The 16,141-nt window shown below is 73.2% G+C and carries 13 protein-coding genes; 4 read left to right on the top strand and 9 right to left on the bottom strand.

Annotation, left to right across the window (positions count from 1 at the left end):
- Positions 1-13: 13 nt before the first annotated feature.
- Entirely contained in the window at positions 14-1,057 is a 1,044-nt protein-coding gene (locus tag JOE68_RS05610; protein WP_204841272.1) for a hemolysin family protein, read from the bottom strand.
- Positions 1,054-2,361, bottom strand: a complete 1,308-nt coding sequence (locus tag JOE68_RS05605) for a hemolysin family protein (protein WP_204841271.1) — start codon at positions 2,359-2,361, stop codon at positions 1,054-1,056. Before JOE68_RS05605 ends, JOE68_RS05610 begins: the two co-directional genes overlap by 4 nt.
- Positions 2,362-2,510: 149 nt before the next feature.
- Between JOE68_RS05605 and JOE68_RS05600 the strand changes: the two genes are divergently transcribed.
- Positions 2,511-2,909 (top strand): helix-turn-helix domain-containing protein, encoded by a 399-nt coding sequence (locus JOE68_RS05600; protein ID WP_204841270.1) that lies wholly within the window; start codon positions 2,511-2,513, stop codon positions 2,907-2,909.
- On the opposite strand, the gene JOE68_RS05595 is transcribed toward JOE68_RS05600, so the two are convergent.
- The 7 genes from JOE68_RS05595 to JOE68_RS05565 form a co-directional block, all read right to left on the bottom strand.
- Positions 2,829-4,172: a hemolysin family protein gene (locus tag JOE68_RS05595; protein WP_204841269.1), complete on the bottom strand. Its 1,344-nt coding sequence runs from the start codon at positions 4,170-4,172 to the stop codon at positions 2,829-2,831. The two genes, JOE68_RS05600 and JOE68_RS05595, sit on opposite strands and share 81 nt — an antisense overlap.
- A 65-nt stretch (positions 4,173-4,237) precedes the next feature.
- A complete protein-coding gene (locus JOE68_RS05590) occupies positions 4,238-4,594 on the bottom strand; it encodes an MmcQ/YjbR family DNA-binding protein (RefSeq protein WP_204841268.1) in 357 nt (118 codons plus the stop codon).
- Between the two features lie 137 nt (positions 4,595-4,731).
- The gene (locus tag JOE68_RS05585; protein ID WP_204841267.1) at positions 4,732-5,829 is read right to left on the bottom strand and encodes an ABC transporter permease; all 1,098 of its coding nucleotides are present in this window, start codon (positions 5,827-5,829) and stop codon (positions 4,732-4,734) included.
- The gene (locus JOE68_RS05580; RefSeq protein WP_204841266.1) at positions 5,829-6,713 is read right to left on the bottom strand and encodes an ABC transporter ATP-binding protein; all 885 of its coding nucleotides are present in this window, start codon (positions 6,711-6,713) and stop codon (positions 5,829-5,831) included. Before JOE68_RS05580 ends, JOE68_RS05585 begins: the two co-directional genes overlap by 1 nt.
- Before the next feature lie 100 nt (positions 6,714-6,813).
- On the bottom strand, positions 6,814-7,482 hold the full coding sequence (locus JOE68_RS05575; protein ID WP_204841265.1) for a response regulator: 669 nt from the start codon (positions 7,480-7,482) through the stop codon (positions 6,814-6,816).
- Positions 7,479-8,792 (bottom strand): sensor histidine kinase, encoded by a 1,314-nt coding sequence (locus tag JOE68_RS05570; protein WP_204841264.1) that lies wholly within the window; start codon positions 8,790-8,792, stop codon positions 7,479-7,481. Before JOE68_RS05570 ends, JOE68_RS05575 begins: the two co-directional genes overlap by 4 nt.
- Positions 8,793-8,890: 98 nt before the next feature.
- The gene (locus JOE68_RS05565; RefSeq protein WP_204841263.1) at positions 8,891-9,463 is read right to left on the bottom strand and encodes a snapalysin family zinc-dependent metalloprotease; all 573 of its coding nucleotides are present in this window, start codon (positions 9,461-9,463) and stop codon (positions 8,891-8,893) included.
- Positions 9,464-9,779: 316 nt separating this feature from the next.
- On the opposite strand from JOE68_RS05565, the gene JOE68_RS05560 reads away from it, so the two are divergent.
- The 3 genes from JOE68_RS05560 to JOE68_RS05550 all read left to right on the top strand — a co-directional run bounded on the left by JOE68_RS05560 (position 9,780) and on the right by JOE68_RS05550 (position 16,116).
- Positions 9,780-11,480: a glycoside hydrolase family 13 protein gene (locus JOE68_RS05560; protein WP_307819544.1), complete on the top strand. Its 1,701-nt coding sequence runs from the start codon at positions 9,780-9,782 to the stop codon at positions 11,478-11,480.
- Between the two features lie 734 nt (positions 11,481-12,214).
- Positions 12,215-13,630: a 3' terminal RNA ribose 2'-O-methyltransferase Hen1 gene (locus JOE68_RS05555; RefSeq protein ID WP_204841262.1), complete on the top strand. Its 1,416-nt coding sequence runs from the start codon at positions 12,215-12,217 to the stop codon at positions 13,628-13,630.
- Positions 13,630-16,116 (top strand): polynucleotide kinase-phosphatase, encoded by a 2,487-nt coding sequence (locus JOE68_RS05550; RefSeq protein ID WP_204841261.1) that lies wholly within the window; start codon positions 13,630-13,632, stop codon positions 16,114-16,116. Before JOE68_RS05555 ends, JOE68_RS05550 begins: the two co-directional genes overlap by 1 nt.
- Positions 16,117-16,141 lie beyond the last annotated feature (25 nt).

Below are 16,141 nucleotides of genomic sequence, written 5' to 3'. Positions count from 1 at the left end.
TCCGGGAGGGGTTTCAGCTGGGGTGGGGCGGTTTGTCTGTCTCGTCCTCGAAGTCGCCGATCAGCTCCTCGAGGAGGTCTTCGAGCGCGGCGATGCCCACCACGCGGTCGTCCTCGGCCACCAGCGCGAGCTGCGCGCGCCCGGCGCGCATCGCGGTGACCGCCTGCGCGACCGGCATGGCGGCCCGCAGCGTCAGCGGTTCGCCCATCAGCTCGCGGGCCGGCGGCTCGCCGCCGGCCGCGGTGGCGCGGACGGCGTCGCGCACGTGCACCAGGCCGACGAACCGGCCGCGCGCGTCGGTCACCGGGAAGCGCGAGCGCCCCGACTCCAGGCTGCGCCGCTCGACCTCGCGCGCCCCGGTGTCCTCGGGCACGCTCAGCGTGCGGTCGACGGGCACCATCACCTGCGCCACGGTGGTGTTCTGCACCTGCAGCATCCGCGTGAGCAGCCGCTGCTGGCCCTCGGGGATCAGGCCGTGCTCGGCGGACTGGCGCACCAGCATCCGCAGGTCGTCCGGGCGGTGGGCCTGGGCCAGCTCGTCCTGCGGCTGGACCTTCATCAGCCGCAGCAGCGCGTTGGTCGCGCCGTTGAGCCCGCTGAGCACCCAGCGCACCGAGTGCGCGAACGCCCGGAACGGCAGCGCCAGCAGCCGCGCGGAGCGCTCCGGGTGCGAGATCGCCCACGACTTGGGCGCCATCTCGCCCACGACCATGTGCAGGAACACCACCAGCACCAGGCTGATCGCGAACGCCACCCCGTAGGACACCCCGGCCGGCAGCCCGGTGGCGGCCAGCAGCGGGTCGAGCAGGTCGGCGACGGCCGGCTTGGCCAGCGCGCCCAGGCCCAGCGTGCACAGGGTGATGCCGAGCTGCGCGCCCGCGAGCATCAGCGACAGCTCGCGCACCCCGGCCACGGCCGCGCGGGCGGCGCGGCTGGTGCCGGCGTCGGCTTCCAGGCGGTGCCGCTTGGCGGCGATCAGCGCGAACTCGGCGGCGACGAAGAAGGCGTTGGCCACCAGCAGCACCAGCGACAGCGACAGCGACCAGGCGGTGCTCATCGGACCTCACCCCGCCCGGCGGTGGCCAGCACGACGCTGGCGGGCACGTTGCGCGCCACGGCGGTGACCCGCACCGACACGCCGTCGAGCCCGACCTCGTCGCCGACCCGCGCGGTGCGGCCGAGCCGGTGCAGCACCAGGCCCGACACGGTGTCGTAGCTGTCGTGCGGCGGCAGCTCCACGCCGGTGGTGTCGGCGACCTCGTCCACCCGCATCCGGCCGGGCACCCGCCAGGCGCCCTCGCCCAGCGGCTCGATGCGGTCCTCGTCGGGGTCGTCCTCGTCGCGGATCTCCCCGACCAGCTCCTCGGCCAGGTCCTCCAGCGACACGACGCCGGCGAAGCCGCCGAACTCGTCCACCACGCACGCGAGCTGCCGGCGCTCGGCGCGCAGCCGCTCCAGCACGGCGGGCAGCGGCAGCGTCGCGGGCACCACCAGGGCGGGCGAGGCGATGTCGCCGACCGGGGTGCCCGCGCGGCGCTCGGGCGCCACGGTCAGCACCTCGGCCAGGCCGACGACGCCGCGCAGGTCGTCCAGGTCCTCGCCGAACACGGGGAAGCGGGAGTGGCCGGTGTCCAGCAGGTCGACCACGCGGGCGGCGGGCTCGTCGGCGCGCACGGTCCGCACGGCCACGCGCGGCGTCATCGCCTGCTCGGCGACCAGCTCGCGGAAGCCCAGCCCGCGCTCCAGCAGGCCGGACAGCTCCGGGTCCAGGTGGCCCTCGCTGCTCGCGTCGCCGATGATCTGCCTCAGGTCCTCCGGGGTGGCGCCCTGCGGCAGCTCCTCCACCGGCTCGATGCCCACCGCGCGCAGCAGCCGGTTGGCCGCCGCGTCGAACAGCCGGATCACCGGGCCCGCGACCTTGAGGTAGCCCAGGGTGGACGCGCTCAGCGCCTTGGCCAGCGGTTCGGGCCGGGCGATGGCGAAGTTCTTCGGCAGCAGCTCGCCCAGCACCATCTGCACGACCGTGGCGAACACCAGCGCCACCGCCATCGACAGCGACACGGCGACGGCCTGCGGCAGGCCGGTCACGCCGAGCAGGTCGGCCAGGCCGGTGCCCAGCAGCGGTTCGGCCACGTAACCCGCGAGCAGCGCGGTGACCGTGATGCCGAACTGGGCGCCGGAGAGCATGAAGGACAGCCGCTGGGTGACGTCCAGGGCGCGGGCGGCGGCCCTGTCGCCGTTCTCCGCCATCCGGCGCAGCCGCCCCCGGTCGACCGCCATGTAGGCGAACTCCTGGGCGACGAAGTAACCCGTGGCCGCGGTGAGGGCCACGATCGCGAGCAGGCCGCTGAGGATCAGCACGGCGCACCCGCCACGAGCGGAAGGACCATGATCAGCCGGGTCGGGCCCGGCCTCCTACTACAGCCGTCGGTGTCGGCGCTGTCGGGCATACTTCACACTAGCACGTGGCACTGTACGGTTGACGGTGAGTACGCGGAGGTGTGGCCAGGGTGACCGACGTCCTGCTCAAGATCGGTGAACTCGCCGCCCGCGCCCAGGTCAGCCCCCGCACCGTCGACTACTACACCTCCCTGGGCCTGCTGTGCCCCGCCAAGCGCACGGCGGGCAACTACCGGCTCTACCACCCGGCCGACGTCGACCGCATCCACCTCGTGCAGCGCCTGGAGGTGCAGGGCGTGCCGCTGGAGGAGATCGCGTCGGCCCTGCGCGGCCCGCAGGTCGACGTGGGCGCGATCCTGGACCGCATCGACGAGGACCTGCGCACCCTGCAGACGGCGGCGGAGGCGGCCTCGCCCGAGGTGCACGGCTTACTGGCCGCCGTCGCCACCCGCGTCCACTCCCTGATCACCGTCGCCCTGCAGATCCCGCCCGACCTCCCCCTGCCCTGACCCGCGCCGCAGCAGCACCTCGGTGATGGCGTGGTGCTCCACGCGGCGGACCTCGACCGTCCAGCCCGACACCGCCACCCGCTCGCCCGGCCGCTCCGGGATGTGGCCCAGCAGCACCAGCACCAGGCCGGCGATGGTGGCGTAGTCGCCCTCGGGCGCGTCCGGCAGCTCCACCCCGACGTCGACCAGGTCGTGCACGGGGAACGTGCCGGGCAGCACCAGCGAGCCGTCCTGGGCGTTGCGGACCGCCATCACGTCCCGGTCGGTCTCGTCGTAGATCTCGCCGACGACCTCCTCCAGCAGGTCCTCCAGCGTGACCATGCCCGCCACCGAGCCGTGCTCGTCGACCACCAGCGCCAGCTGCTCGCGCTCGGCCTTGAACCGGCGCAGCGCGTCGGAGACCCGCACCGAGTCCGGGACCACCAGCGCGGGCCGCGCCACCCGTGCCAGCGGCACGTCGTCGCCCAGCAGGTCGCGCAGGTGCACCACGCCGACCAGGTCGTCCAGGTGCCCGCCGCGGGCCACCGGCGCGCGGGAGTGGCCGGAGGCGGCCAGCTCGGCGCGCGCCGCCGCCACGCCCAGCTCCGCGGCCAGCGTGACCACGGACCGGCGCGGCACCAGCACCTCGCGCAGCCGGCGCTCGTGGATCTCCAGCGCGCCGGTGATGATCATCCGCTGCTCGGGGTTGAGGCCGCGCTGGGCGGAGACCAGCTCCCGCAGCTCCTCCGGCGAGAGCTGGTCGGGGTCCACCTCGGCCCGGCCGCCCAGCAGCCGCACCACCAGGTTGGTGGAGGCGCTCAGCGCCCACACCGCCGGGCGGGAGATCGTCGAGAGCACGTCCAGCGGCCGGGCCACCAGCAGCGCCCACCGCAGCGCGTTCTGCATCGCCAGCCGCTTGGGCGCCAGCTCGCCGAACACCAGCGTCAGGAACGTCAGCACGACCGTCACCAGCGCCACCGCCACCGCGTCGGCCGCGCCGCCCAGGAACGACAGCAGCGGCACCAGCGGCGCGGCCAGCGACACCGCGGCCGTCGCCGAGGCCAGGAACCCGGCCAGGGTGATCCCGATCTGGATGGTGGCCAGGAACCGGTTCGGGTCCCGGGCCAGCTTCACCAGGGTGCGCGCGCCCGCCCGGCCGTCGCGCTCCAGCGCCCGCAACTGCCCCTCGCGCAGGGAGATCAGCGCCATCTCGCTGCCCGCGAACACCGCGTTGAGCAGCACCAGCACCACGACCAGCGCGACGGTGAATCCGTAGCCGTCCACAACCACCCCGCATCAGCCGAACGAGTGGTCACAAACGCTACTGCCGGATCGCGCCGGCCACAGCTTCAGCAGGGGCGGGCGGCCGGGTCGGGCGCCGCGGCGACCAGCTCGGCCGGCGCGGTCAGCCGCCACGCCTCGAAGACCAGCTCGGCCAGCTCGTCGGCGTCGACGCCGGCCAGGTGGACCACGACCCAGCCGAACCCGCCGGCGGTGAACTGCTCCTCGAACACCTCCGGCCGCTCGGCCACCAGCGCGCGCTGCTCCGACAGCGTCTGCTTCAGGCCGACCGTGCCGGTGCGCGGCCAGTGGTAGCCGAACCGCTTGCCGCCCACGCTGAACGAGCTGTGCCGGTCGCCCGGCACGCGCTCCACGCCGGCCAGCCCGTCCAGGACCCGGAAGAACTCGTCACTGCCCACCGCCACCGCACGCCCCCACAAGATCGGTGGTGCGCAGTATAGGCGCCGGTCGCGGGGAATCCGGTTGCGGCGCAACGGCTCGCCGGCGGGCACTGCCGCCGCCCCGGGGTCGTCACCCCCGGGGCGGCCACTTCCCGGGGCGGTCACTCCTGGCGCTGCCACGCCTTCGCCAGGCCGAGCTTGCCGCCGGTGTGCAGCAGCGACCCGGAGTACAGCCGACTGGCCAGCAGCACGACCAGGACCGCCGTGCCGGCCAGCAGGCCCATCGACACCAGCACCTCCCACGCCGCCGCCTGCCCGGCGAACAGGCGCACGGGCATCGCGATGGCCGACGAGAACGGCACGAACGACATCACGGTGAGCACGGGCTCGTTGTCGGCGAAGAACATCACGCCGAAGTACGGCCCCAGCACCAGCATCACGACCAGGCCCATGCTCGACCCCAGGTCCTCCTGGCGGCTGACCAGCGACCCGGCGACCGCCCACATCGCCGCCAGCAGCACGAAGCCCAGGACGAGGAACGGCACGAACCAGCCCAGCGCGGGCGCCACCAGCGCCAGCAGGTCCGAGTGGCCGCCCAGCCGCAGCGCCAGCGGCGCGGCCACCGCGATCACCAGCACCTGCCCGATGGTCAGCAGCACGTGCCCCGCGATCTTGCCCGCCAGCAGCGCCCGCACCGGCACCGTCGACACCAGGATCTCCACGATCCGGGTCTGCTTCTCGGTCACCGTGCTCTGCGCGATGGCCGTGCCGCCCATGCCGAACACGAGGAACACCAGCGCGAACACCATGATCACCAGTTGTCGCTGCCCCTGGCCGACCTCGGACGGGTCCAGCAGGTCCACCGGCGGCGCGGTGCGCAGGGCCGCCACGACGTCGGTCGGCGGGTCGGCCAGCGCCACCACCCGCACACCGGTGGCGGACTCGCCGCCGGTGTCCGGCACGACGGCCGCCTCGACCTCCTCCGCGCGGACGAGGTCCCGGGCGGCGGCCACGTCGGGCGCCTCGCGGACCTCCAGGTCCGTGCCCGCCAGCACCTTCGCGGCCTCGGCGCCGACCGCGGCGACCTTCGTCGTGCCGCCGCCGAGCGCGGTGGGCAGGATCGACATCGCGAACAGGCCGACCACGACCACCGCCAGCCCGATCCAGAAACCCTTGGCACGCAGGAAGGTCTTCACCTCGCGCTCGGCGATCAGGCGGGTGGCGGCGACGAAGCCGCGCGTGCTGCTCCCGGTGGGCATCAGATCGCCTCCATGAAGATCTCGTCGAGCGTCGGCACGACGGGGGTGAAGCTGCGGACCGGTCCCCGGCCCAGCGCGGCGGCGAGCACCTCCTGCTCGGCGTCGGGTCGGCCGTCGAGCTCGAACACCACCCGGGCGCCGTCCCCGTCGACCACCCGGACGCCGGGCACGTCGCGCACCCACCCCGCGTCGGAGCCGACGACCAGCTCGAACCGCGTGGTGCCGTACCGGGCCCGCAGCTCGTCCCGCGCGCCGGCGGCGGTGATCCGGCCGCCGGAGATGATGACCACGTCGTCGCACAGGCGTTCCACGACCGACAGCTGGTGGCTGGAGAACAGCACCGGGACCCCCGCCGCGGCCCGTTCCCGCAGCACGCCCAGCACGGTCTCCACGGCGATCGGGTCCAGGCCGGAGAACGGCTCGTCCAGGATGAGCAGCACGGGGTCGTGCACCAGCGCGGCGGCGATCTGCGCGCGCTGCTGGTTGCCCAGGGACAGCTCCTCCAGCCGGTCCTTCGCGCGGTGGCCCAGTTCGAGCTGGTCGAGCAGCCGCTCGGTGTTGCGCCGGGCGGTGGCCTGGTCGAGCCCGTGCAGCTGTCCCAGCCAGCTGATCTGCTCGGCCACGCCCGTCTTCGGGTACAGCCCGCGCTCCTCGGGCATGTAGCCGAACCGCTGCCGCACTGCCTGGTCCACCGGCCGGCCCTGCCAGGTCACCGTGCCGCTGTGGGCGGCGAGCACCCCCAGGACGATGCGCATGGTGGTGGTCTTGCCCGAACCGTTGGCCCCCAGGAACCCCGTCATCCGGCCGGGCCGGACCTCGAACGACACCCCGTCGAGAACCCGGTGGTCGCCGAAGCTCCGGCCGATCGACGTCACTGTCAACATGGCCGCGAGGCTATGCGCCGCGCGCACCTCGGCGCGTCCCGCGCGCGACCGACCGCCGGGGTCCTCCTGGCGGAGGACCCCCGCCTCCGGGGCGCGCCGGTCAGCTCCGGCCGGGCGCGACGATCCCCTGCTCGTAGGCGTAGACCACGGCGTGCGTCCGGTCCCGCAGGTCCAGCTTCGCCAGGATGCGCGACACGTGGGTCTTCACCGTGGTCTCGCCCAGGTGGAGCGCCGTGGCGATCTCGGCGTTGCTGGCGCCCCGCGCCAGGTGCACCAGGACCTCGAACTCCCGGTCGGTCAGCTGCGGCGGACGGTGGGAGCCGGCCGCCGGCGAGGGCGTGCCGAAGCGGGCGATGACGCGGCGGGTGACCTCCGGGGACAGCAGGGCGTCCCCGCGCGCCACGACCCGCACCGACTCGACCAGGTCCTCCGGCGAGGAGTTCTTGAGCAGGAAGCCGCTCGCCCCCGCCCGCAACGCCTCGAACAGGTAGTCCTCGCGGTCGAAGGTGGTCAGGATCACGACCTTGATCGGGTTGTCCGCCCCCGCCGGCCCGAGGATGCGCCGGGTGGCCTCCAACCCGTCCACCCCGGGCATCCGGACGTCCATCAGCACCACGTCGGGCCGGAGCCGCTCGACGACCGACACGGCCTCCAGGCCGTCCCGCGCCTCGCCGACCACCGCGATGTCGTCCTCGGTGCCGAGGATGACCCGGAAGCCCGCCCGCACCAGGTCCTGGTCGTCGGCCAGCACCACGCGCAGCGCGCTCACGCCGGGAACCTCGCGCGGACCAGGTAACCGCCGTCCCGGCGGGGCCCGGCCTCCAGCTCGCCGCCGTGGACCGCGACCCGCTCCCGCATGCCCAGCAGGCCGAGCCCGCCGCCCCGGTCCCCGGCGGCCGCGCCGCGCCCGTCGTCGGCGACCTCGACCTCCACCGAGGACTCCAGGAACCGCACCCGGACGTCCGCCTTGCGCGCGCCCGCGTGCTTGACCACGTTGGTCAGCGACTCCTGCACCACCCGGTACACCGACAGGGCCACCCCCTCGGGCACCGGCCGAGGCTCGCCGTACACGCCGTGCTCCACGTCGAGCCCCGCGGACCGCGCCGCGGACGCGAGCGCGGGCAGCTGGTCCAGCCCCGGCGACGACGTCTCGCCGCCCGCCGCGTCGGGGACCTCGTCGGCGGGTTCGGCGCGCAGCACGCCCAGCAGCCCGCGCAGCTCGCCGATCGCGGTCCGCGCGGTGCCCTCGACGGTCCGCAGCGCGTCCCGCGCCAGGGCGGGGTCGCGGTCCAGCACCCGCCGCGCCGCGCCCGCCTGCACGCCCATCACCGACACGTGGTGCGCCACCACGTCGTGCAGGTCCCGGGCGATGCGCACCCGTTCGGCGACGATCGCGCCGCGCGTGTTCTGCTCCTGCGAGCGCCGCAGCTGCTCGGCCCGGTGCTCCAGCTCGGCCTGCCGGCGCGCCGACAGCCAGGCCATGTCGCCGAAGAAGTACGCGGACAGGAAGAACACGAGGTTGAACGCGATCCCGTAGAGCACCGACGCGAGCATCGGGTCGAGCGGGCCGGCGGCGCCCTCGAACGGCGGCGCGGGCCGCACCAGGAACCGCACGAGCCCGTAGCCCAGCCAGCAGAACATGACCACGACCACGGCGACCCGCACGCGCCGCGCGGCGGTCCGGTCGCGCCCCCACGCGCCGGCGGTGTAGAGCGCGACGAACAGCGAGATCGACGGCACCAGGTTGTCGCCGACCTGCCGCGCCTGGGCGGCGATGAACAGCGCGCCCACCACGACCGGGACGGCGAGCGGGAAGCTGCGCCGCACCACCAGCGGCAGCGGCACCGCCACGCTCCACAGCAGCTGCTCGGCCAGGTGGGGCGCGTCGGCGCCCACGCCCGCGCCCATGCTGTTGACCAGGACGGTCATCACCAGCGCGCCCGCCGCGACGGCGAGCGCGAGCCCGACGTCCTGCCGCCGCCGCGCGGGGGAGGGGCCGGGCCGCTGCCACCCGCTCCACGCCGGGTCGTCCGCGTGACCGTGCGGGCACGGGGTGTCGTGGTCGGCGGCGGTCGTCATGCCGGAGAACGTAGCGGCAGGTCACGAGGGGTGCGCCCGCAGGGCGGCCGGTGCTCCCGCGGGGCGGCCGGTCGCCGCCCCGCGGGAGCGTCACGGGCTCAGTACACGAAGCACTCTTCGCTCGCGTAGCTCGCCGCGCGGACGTCGGCCGTGGCCAGCGCACCGCGGAACTTGCGGTCGACCTCGGCCCGCTCCGCCGCGTTCGGCAGGTCGTTCTTGCACGACGCCGGGGCGCTGGAGCCCGACATCAGGTCCGTGCACAGGCCGGTCCGGCGGTCGGGCAGACCGAGGATGTGGCCGATCTCGTGGGTGGTGATGCGGGGCCGGTAGTGGCCCTGCTGGACGGCCTGGCGGCCCATGTAGACGGTTCCGTTGCCCAGGGACGTCGTGATGGCGCGGGGCCAGCCGTTGTCCGCGTAGATCCGGATGTTGGTCGGCGTGCCGGGGCCCTTCTTGGCCAGCTTGACGTTGACCACGGACTTGTTCCAGTTCTCCGCGGCCTTGTCCCAGTCCGCCACGAACTCCTGGGCCTGGCTGGTGTCGTAGTACAGCGTGCGCACCAGCGCCTTCGTGTCCGCCGTCGCCGACGCGGTGGGCGCACCGACCGCCACCAGCGGCAGCAGCAGACCCAGGGCCAGTGCGGCAGCACGCGCGGCCTTTCGCACGAGCATGGTGATCTCCTTTGAGCAGGGAACAGCCGGGAGCCGGTTGACAGGGAAGGCTCCCGCTCTCAAGCAACCATGCGTAGCCGAGGATGACCAGACCCGTACGTAGGGTTGTGTGGTCCGGAAAACGGTAACCCGAGTGGGTGGAAGCGGGTCCACTGCGACAGGTGGCGCAACGGGCAGGTCTCTTCGGAGTCGCCGGTGTCCTTTTCCCGGACACCGGCTTCCTGTGACCGGACGCGGCGCCGTGCGCGGGGTGGGCCCGGTGGCCGTCCGGTGGCCGATGGGCGCCGCACCGGACCGGACATGGGAGGTCGCGAGCGTGACCGAGGCTCCGTGGTGGACCTCCGCCGTCGTCTACCAGGTGTACCCGCGCAGCTTCGCCGACTCCGACGGCGACGGGATCGGCGACCTCGGCGGGATCACCGCCCGGCTCGACCACCTGGCGCGGCTCGGCGTGGACGTCGTCTGGTTGTCCCCGGTGTACGCCTCGCCCCAGGCCGACAACGGCTACGACATCTCCGACTACCAGGCCGTCGACCCGGTGTTCGGGACGCTGGAGGACTTCGACCGGCTGCTCGCCGAGGTGCACGCGCGCGGCATGAAGCTGGTCATGGACCTGGTGGTCAACCACACCTCCGACGAGCACCCGTGGTTCGCGGAGTCCCGCTCCTCCCGGGACAACCCCAAGCGGGACTGGTACTGGTGGCGCCCGGCGCGCGACGGCTTCGGGCCCGGCGAGCCGGGCGCGGAGCCGACCAACTGGGAGTCGTTCTTCTCCGGCCCCGCCTGGACCCTGGACGAGGCCACCGGCGAGTACTACCTGCACCTGTTCGACCGCAAGCAGCCCGACCTGAACTGGGAGAACCCCGAGGTGCGGCAGGCGGTGCACGCCATGATGCGGTGGTGGCTGGACCGCGGCGTCGACGGCTTCCGGATGGACGTCATCAACCTCATCTCCAAGGACCCGGCGTTGCCCGACGGCGCGCCGACCGGCCGCGGCGCGCTCGGCGACGGCTTCCCGCACTACGGCACGGGCCCGCGCATCCACGAGTTCCTGCAGGAGATGCACCGCGAGGTGTTCGAGGGCCGCGGGGGCGGCCTCCTGACCGTCGGCGAGATGCCCGGCGTCACGTGGGAGCAGGCCAGGCTGTTCACCGATCCCGCGCGCCGCGAACTGGACATGGTCTTCCAGTTCGAGCACGTGTCGCTGGACCACGGCCCCGGCGGCAAGTTCGACCCGAAGCCGTTGGGCCTGCGCGACCTCAAGGCGTCCCTGGGCCACTGGCAGACCGCGCTGGCCGACACCGGTTGGAACAGCCTGTACTGGAACAACCACGACCAACCGCGCGTGGTGTCGCGGTTCGGCGACGACGGTGAGCACTGGCGCGAGTCCGCGACCGCGCTGGCGACGGTGCTGCACCTGCACCGCGGAACGCCTTACGTGTACCAGGGCGAGGAACTGGGCATGACCAACGCTCCCTTCGCGAGCATCGAGGACATGCACGACGTGGAATCGCTCAACCACTACCGACAGGCGGTGGCGGCGGGCGCCGAACCCGAGGCGGTGCTGCGCGGCCTGCGCGCGATGGGCCGCGACAACGCCCGGACACCGGTCCAGTGGGACGCCTCCCACGCCGCCGGCTTCACCACCGGCACCCCGTGGATGCCGGTGAACCCCAACCACACCTGGCTGAACGCGCAGGCCCAGTACGACGACCCCGAGTCGGTCTTCCACCACTACCGACAACTGATCGAGCTGCGCCACACGCATCCCGTGGTGGCTCTGGGCGACTTCCGGATGCTGCTGCCCGACGACCCGCACGTGTATGCCTACCAACGGACCCTGGAGGGCACTCGGCTGCTGGTGGTGGCGAACCTCAGCGGTCAGGAGCGCATCGCCACCGTGGAGGGCGACTGGTCCCCAACGGACCTCGTGCTGTCCAACGTCGAGTCAGTGCACACGAAGGACGACCACATCACCCTGCAACCCTGGGCAGCACACGTCTTCCTCCGACAGTAAGTCCACTGTGGACAAACGCCAACACCCGATACCACCGACGGCTTGAAGCTTTTCGGTCCGCACGCCCCGTGCAGACCGGTCTCTTCGTGTTCTCCCCGTATGGCCTGCCCGGAGGGCTACCATGCTTTTCCGGGGGGTGCAAGCACGCTTTTCGCTTGCACCCCCCGGAAAAGCATGGTCGTCTTTAGACAGGCCATGCGGGGGGAACACGACCGCTGTTTCTTTTCCTTCTCCTTGGCGGCCTGCCTGTCCGGCGAGGACTCTTTTTGTTTTTCAGCCTCGGGCGGTACGGCACCAATTATTACCTGGATCGGTGCGCGATCTTGGTATGAAGAGCGGCCGAGAGGCCCCCAAGGAGGAGGAAAAGAAAGAGCGGTCGTGTTCTCCTCCCCGTACGGCCTGCCGAAGGCAATCAGATTCGTCCGGGGGTGTCAAGCGGTGAAGCGTGCTTGACACCCCCGGACGAATCTGATTGGGCTGCGCCCAGGCCGTACGGGGAGGAGAACACGAGGCAACCGGTATGCGCACTAGGTGCGGCGCTCCTATAGGGAAGCGCACTAGGTGCGGCACTCCTGTGGGGAAAGCGCGCTGGGTGCGGCGCTCCCGCGGGCAAGGCGCAGAAGGTGCGGCACTGGTGCGTGCGCTACGCCAAGAGTGTGCAGCTGCCACCGTCCGCCTCCTGCGCCGGCGTTAATCAGGCGCGCCCGCGGCACGGCATCCCCCACACTGCCCAAGTGCTGCTGACGTTGACGACCACTCATCGCCCCGCGACCGACCTCGGGCACCTGCTGCACAAGCATCCCGATCGGGCGCAGTCGTTCACCACTTCCTCCGGCGCCGCACACGTGTTCTACCCACGAGCGGACGAGGAGGAGTGCACTGTCGCGCTCCTGCTGGAAGTCGATCCGGTGGCGTTGGTGCGAGGTCCTGGCGGCACCCTCACCCAGTACGTCAACGACCGCCCCTACGTGGCCGGCTCGTTGTTCACCGTCGCGCTCGGCTCGGTGTTCCGCACCGCCATGAACGGCCGCAGTGGCAGTCGAGAGGAATTGGCCGCCACGCCCATCCCGTTGACCGTGCGGATCCCCGTGCTGCCGCACCACCTGGTGGAGCGCCTCTTCACCCCACTGGGCTGGACCGCGCACATCACGCCGATCCCCTTGAACGAGTACGCCGATCCTGACCCCGACGAAACCAGTCCCGGCGACACCGATCCCGACGACACCGATTCCGGCAGCACCGATTCCCGCTACGCCGACGTCACGCTCACCGGAAAGCTCACCCTTTCCGACGCCCTCAAGCACCTGTACGTGCTGCTTCCCGTGCTGGACGGCAGCAAGCACTACTACGTGTCCGAGGACGAGGTCGACAAGCTGCTGCGAGCCGGTGAAGGCTGGCTGGGCGGCCACCCCGACCGCGAGCTGATCACCACCCGCTACCTCGTGCGCCGCCGCCCGCTGGTGCAGTCGGCGCTGTCCAGGCTCGCCGAGGTGGAGGAGATCGAGCCGGAGGAGCTGGACAACGCGCTCGTCGAGCCGCGCGTCTCACTGGCCGCGCAGCGCCGCGAGGCCGTGCTGGCCCGGCTGAAGGAGGCCGGCGCGCGGCGGGTGCTCGACCTGGGCTGCGGGAGCGGCGCGCTGCTGCGCGCCCTGCTGGAAGAGCCGGAGTTCACCGAGGTGCACGGTGTGGACGTGTCCGTCCAGGCGTTGCGGGTCGCCGAGCGCAAGCTCCGCGTGGACCGGATGCCCGAGCGGCAGCGCGCGCGGGTGACGCTGCGCCAGTCGTCGCTGACCTACGCCGACCCGGAGCTGGCCGGCTACGACGCGGCGGTGCTGATGGAGGTGGTGGAGCACCTGGACCCGGCGCGGCTGCCCGCGCTGGAGCACTCCGTGTTCGCCGTGGCCCGGCCGCGCACCGTCCTGGTCACCACGCCGAACGTCGAGTACAACGCGCTGTTCGAGACGTTGCCGGTCGGGCGGTTCCGGCACGCCGACCACCGCTTCGAGTGGACCCGGGCCGAGTTCCGCGCGTGGGCGGACGGCGTCTGCGCGCGGCGCGGCTACACCGCGCGGCACCTGCCGGTCGGGCCGGAGGACGCCGTGCGCGGCGCGCCGACCCAGCTCGCGGTTTTCACCCTGGGGGACGACTGATGGAACTGAGGATCCCGGACCTGTGCCTGGTCGTGCTGGTCGGCGCGTCCGGCTCGGGCAAGTCCACGTTCGCGCGCAGGCACTTCGCGCCGACGCAGGTCCTGTCCAGCGACTACTTCCGCGGCATGGTCGCCGACGACGAGAACGACCAGTCGGCCTCCGGCGCGGCGTTCGAGGCCCTGCACTTCGTGGCGGGCAAGAGGCTGGGCGCGGGCCGCACGACGGTGGTCGACGCGACCAGCGTGCAGCGGTCCGACCGCGCCCACCTGGTGGAGCTGGCGCGTGCGCACGACGTGCTGCCGGTGGCGATCGTGCTGGACACCCCGGAGGAGGTGTGCCTGGCGCGCAACGCCTCCCGCCCCGACCGCGACTTCGGGCCGCACGTGGTGCGCAGGCAGCGGGCGGCGCTGCGCAAGTCGCTGAAGTTCCTCGGCAAGGAGGGCTTCAGGCGCGTGCACGTGCTGCGCGAGCAGTCCGAAGTGGACAGTGCGGTGGTCGTGCGCGAGAAGCTGCTCAACGACCTGCGGCACGAGGCCGGGCCGTTCGACGTCATCGGCGACGTGCACGGCTGCCGCGCCGAGCTGGAGGACCTGCTGCTGACCCTGGGCTACGACCTGGTGCGGGACGGGGAGGGCCGCGCGGTGGACGCGGTGCCGCCCGCCGGGCGGCGGGCGGCGTTCGTCGGCGACCTGGTCGACCGCGGCCCGGACACGCCCGGTGTGCTGCGGCTGGTGATGGGCATGGTCGAGGCCGGGCACGCGTTCGCGGTGTGCGGCAACCACGAGCAGAAGCTCGTGCGCGCGCTGCGCGGGCGCAACGTCCAGCTCAAGAACGGCCTGGCCGAGTCGCTGGAGCAGCTGGCCGGGGAACCGGCGGAGTTCCGCGAGCGCGTGGAGGAGTTCTGCGACGGCCTGATCGCGCACTACGTGCTCGACGGCGGTGATCTGGTGCTGGCGCACGCCGGCCTGCCGGAGCGCTTCCACGGCCGCGCCTCCGGGCGCGTGCGCAGCTTCGCCCTGTACGGCGACACCACCGGCGAGACCGACGAGTACGGCCTGCCGGTGCGCTACCCGTGGGCGGACGAGTACCGCGGCAGGGCGACCGTCCTCTACGGACACACGCCGACCCCGGAAGCCGAGTGGGTCAACAACACCATGTGCCTGGACACCGGCGTGGTGTTCGGCGGCAAGCTGACCGCGCTGCGCTACCCGGAGCGCGAGGTGGTGTCCGTGCCGGCGCGCGAGGTCTGGTACGAGCCGGTGCGCCCCCTGGCCCCGGCCTCCCCGGAGCGCCCGCCGGACGTGCCCGCCCTGGCCGACGTCACGGGCCGCCGCGCGATCGAGACCGCCCACCGCGGCCGGATCACCGTGCGCCCGGAGCAGGCGGCCTCGGCCCTGGAGGTGATGAGCCGCTTCGCGGTCGACCCGCGCGAGCTGCTGTACCTGCCGCCGACGATGGCCCCGGTGGCGACCTCGCGGCGGCCGGACGTGCTGGAGCACCCGGAGGACGCCTTCGCCGAGTACCGCGAAGCCGGTGTGCGGCAGGTGATCTGCGAGGAGAAGCACATGGGCTCGCGCGCCGTGGTGTCGGTGCGCCGGGACTCCGGGACGATCCACACCCGCACCGGGCGGCCGTTCTTCACCGGCCCGGTGGCGGACGAGCTGCTGGCGGTGGTGCGGGAGTCGGTGACCGCGGCCGGGCTGTGGGAGCGCTTCGAGACCGACTGGCTGCTGCTGGACACCGAGCTGCTGCCGTGGAACGCGAAGGCCGCGGGCCTCATCCGGGAGCAGTACGCGTCGGTCGGCGCGGCGGCGGTGGCGGCCCTCGGCTCGGCCGGGCCGCTGCTGGCGGCGGCCCGCGACCGGGGCCTGGACGTGGCGCAGCTGTCGGCGCGCACCGCGTCCCGCCTGGCCAACGCGATCGACTACCGGGAAGCCTACCGGCGGCACTGCCGGCCGACCGACGGCCTGACCGGCGTGCGCCTGGCCCCGTTCCAGCTCCTGGCGGCGCGCGGGCGGACCTTCCACGACCGCGACCACCTCTGGCACCTCGACGTCCTGTCCGCGCTGGAGGGGGAGCACTTCCTCGCCACCAGGCGCCTGGTGGTGGACACGGCCGACGACGAGCAGGTGGCCGCCGGCATCCGCTGGTGGGAGGAGCTGACGGCGGCCGGCGGCGAGGGCGTGGTCGTCAAGCCGCTGGCCAACCTGACCCGGGGGGAGCGGGGGCTGGTGCAGCCGGGCCTCAAGGTGCGCGGCAGGCAGTACCTGCGCATCGTCTACGGCCCGGACTACACCGAGCCGGAGAACCTGGCCCGGCTGCGCCGCCGGTCGCTGGGCGCGAAGCGCTCCCTCGCGCTGCGCGAGTACGCGCTCGGCCTGGAGGCGCTGGAACGGGCCGCCCGCGGCGAGCCGCTGTGGCGCGTGCACGAGTGCGTGTTCGCCGTCCTGGCCTTGGAGTCCGAACCCGTGGACCCGCGCCTGTGACGGCCCCCGCCGCGCCCGGCGGCCC

This window comes from Saccharothrix algeriensis, assembly GCF_016907655.1.
GTDB lineage: Bacteria > Actinomycetota > Actinomycetes > Mycobacteriales > Pseudonocardiaceae > Actinosynnema > Actinosynnema algeriense.
This window is presented reverse-complemented; position numbering and strand designations above follow the sequence as displayed.

What these genes read in the sequence shown, in the direction of transcription:
- JOE68_RS05610 (WP_204841272.1), bottom strand. Translation starts at nt 1,057, where the DNA reads ATGAGCACCGCCTGGTCGCTGTCGCTGTCGCTGGTGCTGCTGGTGGCC.
- JOE68_RS05585 (WP_204841267.1), bottom strand. Translation starts at nt 5,829, where the DNA reads ATGCCCACCGGGAGCAGCACGCGCGGCTTCGTCGCCGCCACCCGCCTG.
- JOE68_RS05580 (WP_204841266.1), bottom strand. Translation starts at nt 6,713, where the DNA reads ATGTTGACAGTGACGTCGATCGGCCGGAGCTTCGGCGACCACCGGGTT.
- JOE68_RS05570 (WP_204841264.1), bottom strand. Translation starts at nt 8,792, where the DNA reads ATGACGACCGCCGCCGACCACGACACCCCGTGCCCGCACGGTCACGCG.
- JOE68_RS05565 (WP_204841263.1), bottom strand. Translation starts at nt 9,463, where the DNA reads ATGCTCGTGCGAAAGGCCGCGCGTGCTGCCGCACTGGCCCTGGGTCTG.
- JOE68_RS05550 (WP_204841261.1), top strand. Translation starts at nt 13,630, where the DNA reads ATGGAACTGAGGATCCCGGACCTGTGCCTGGTCGTGCTGGTCGGCGCG.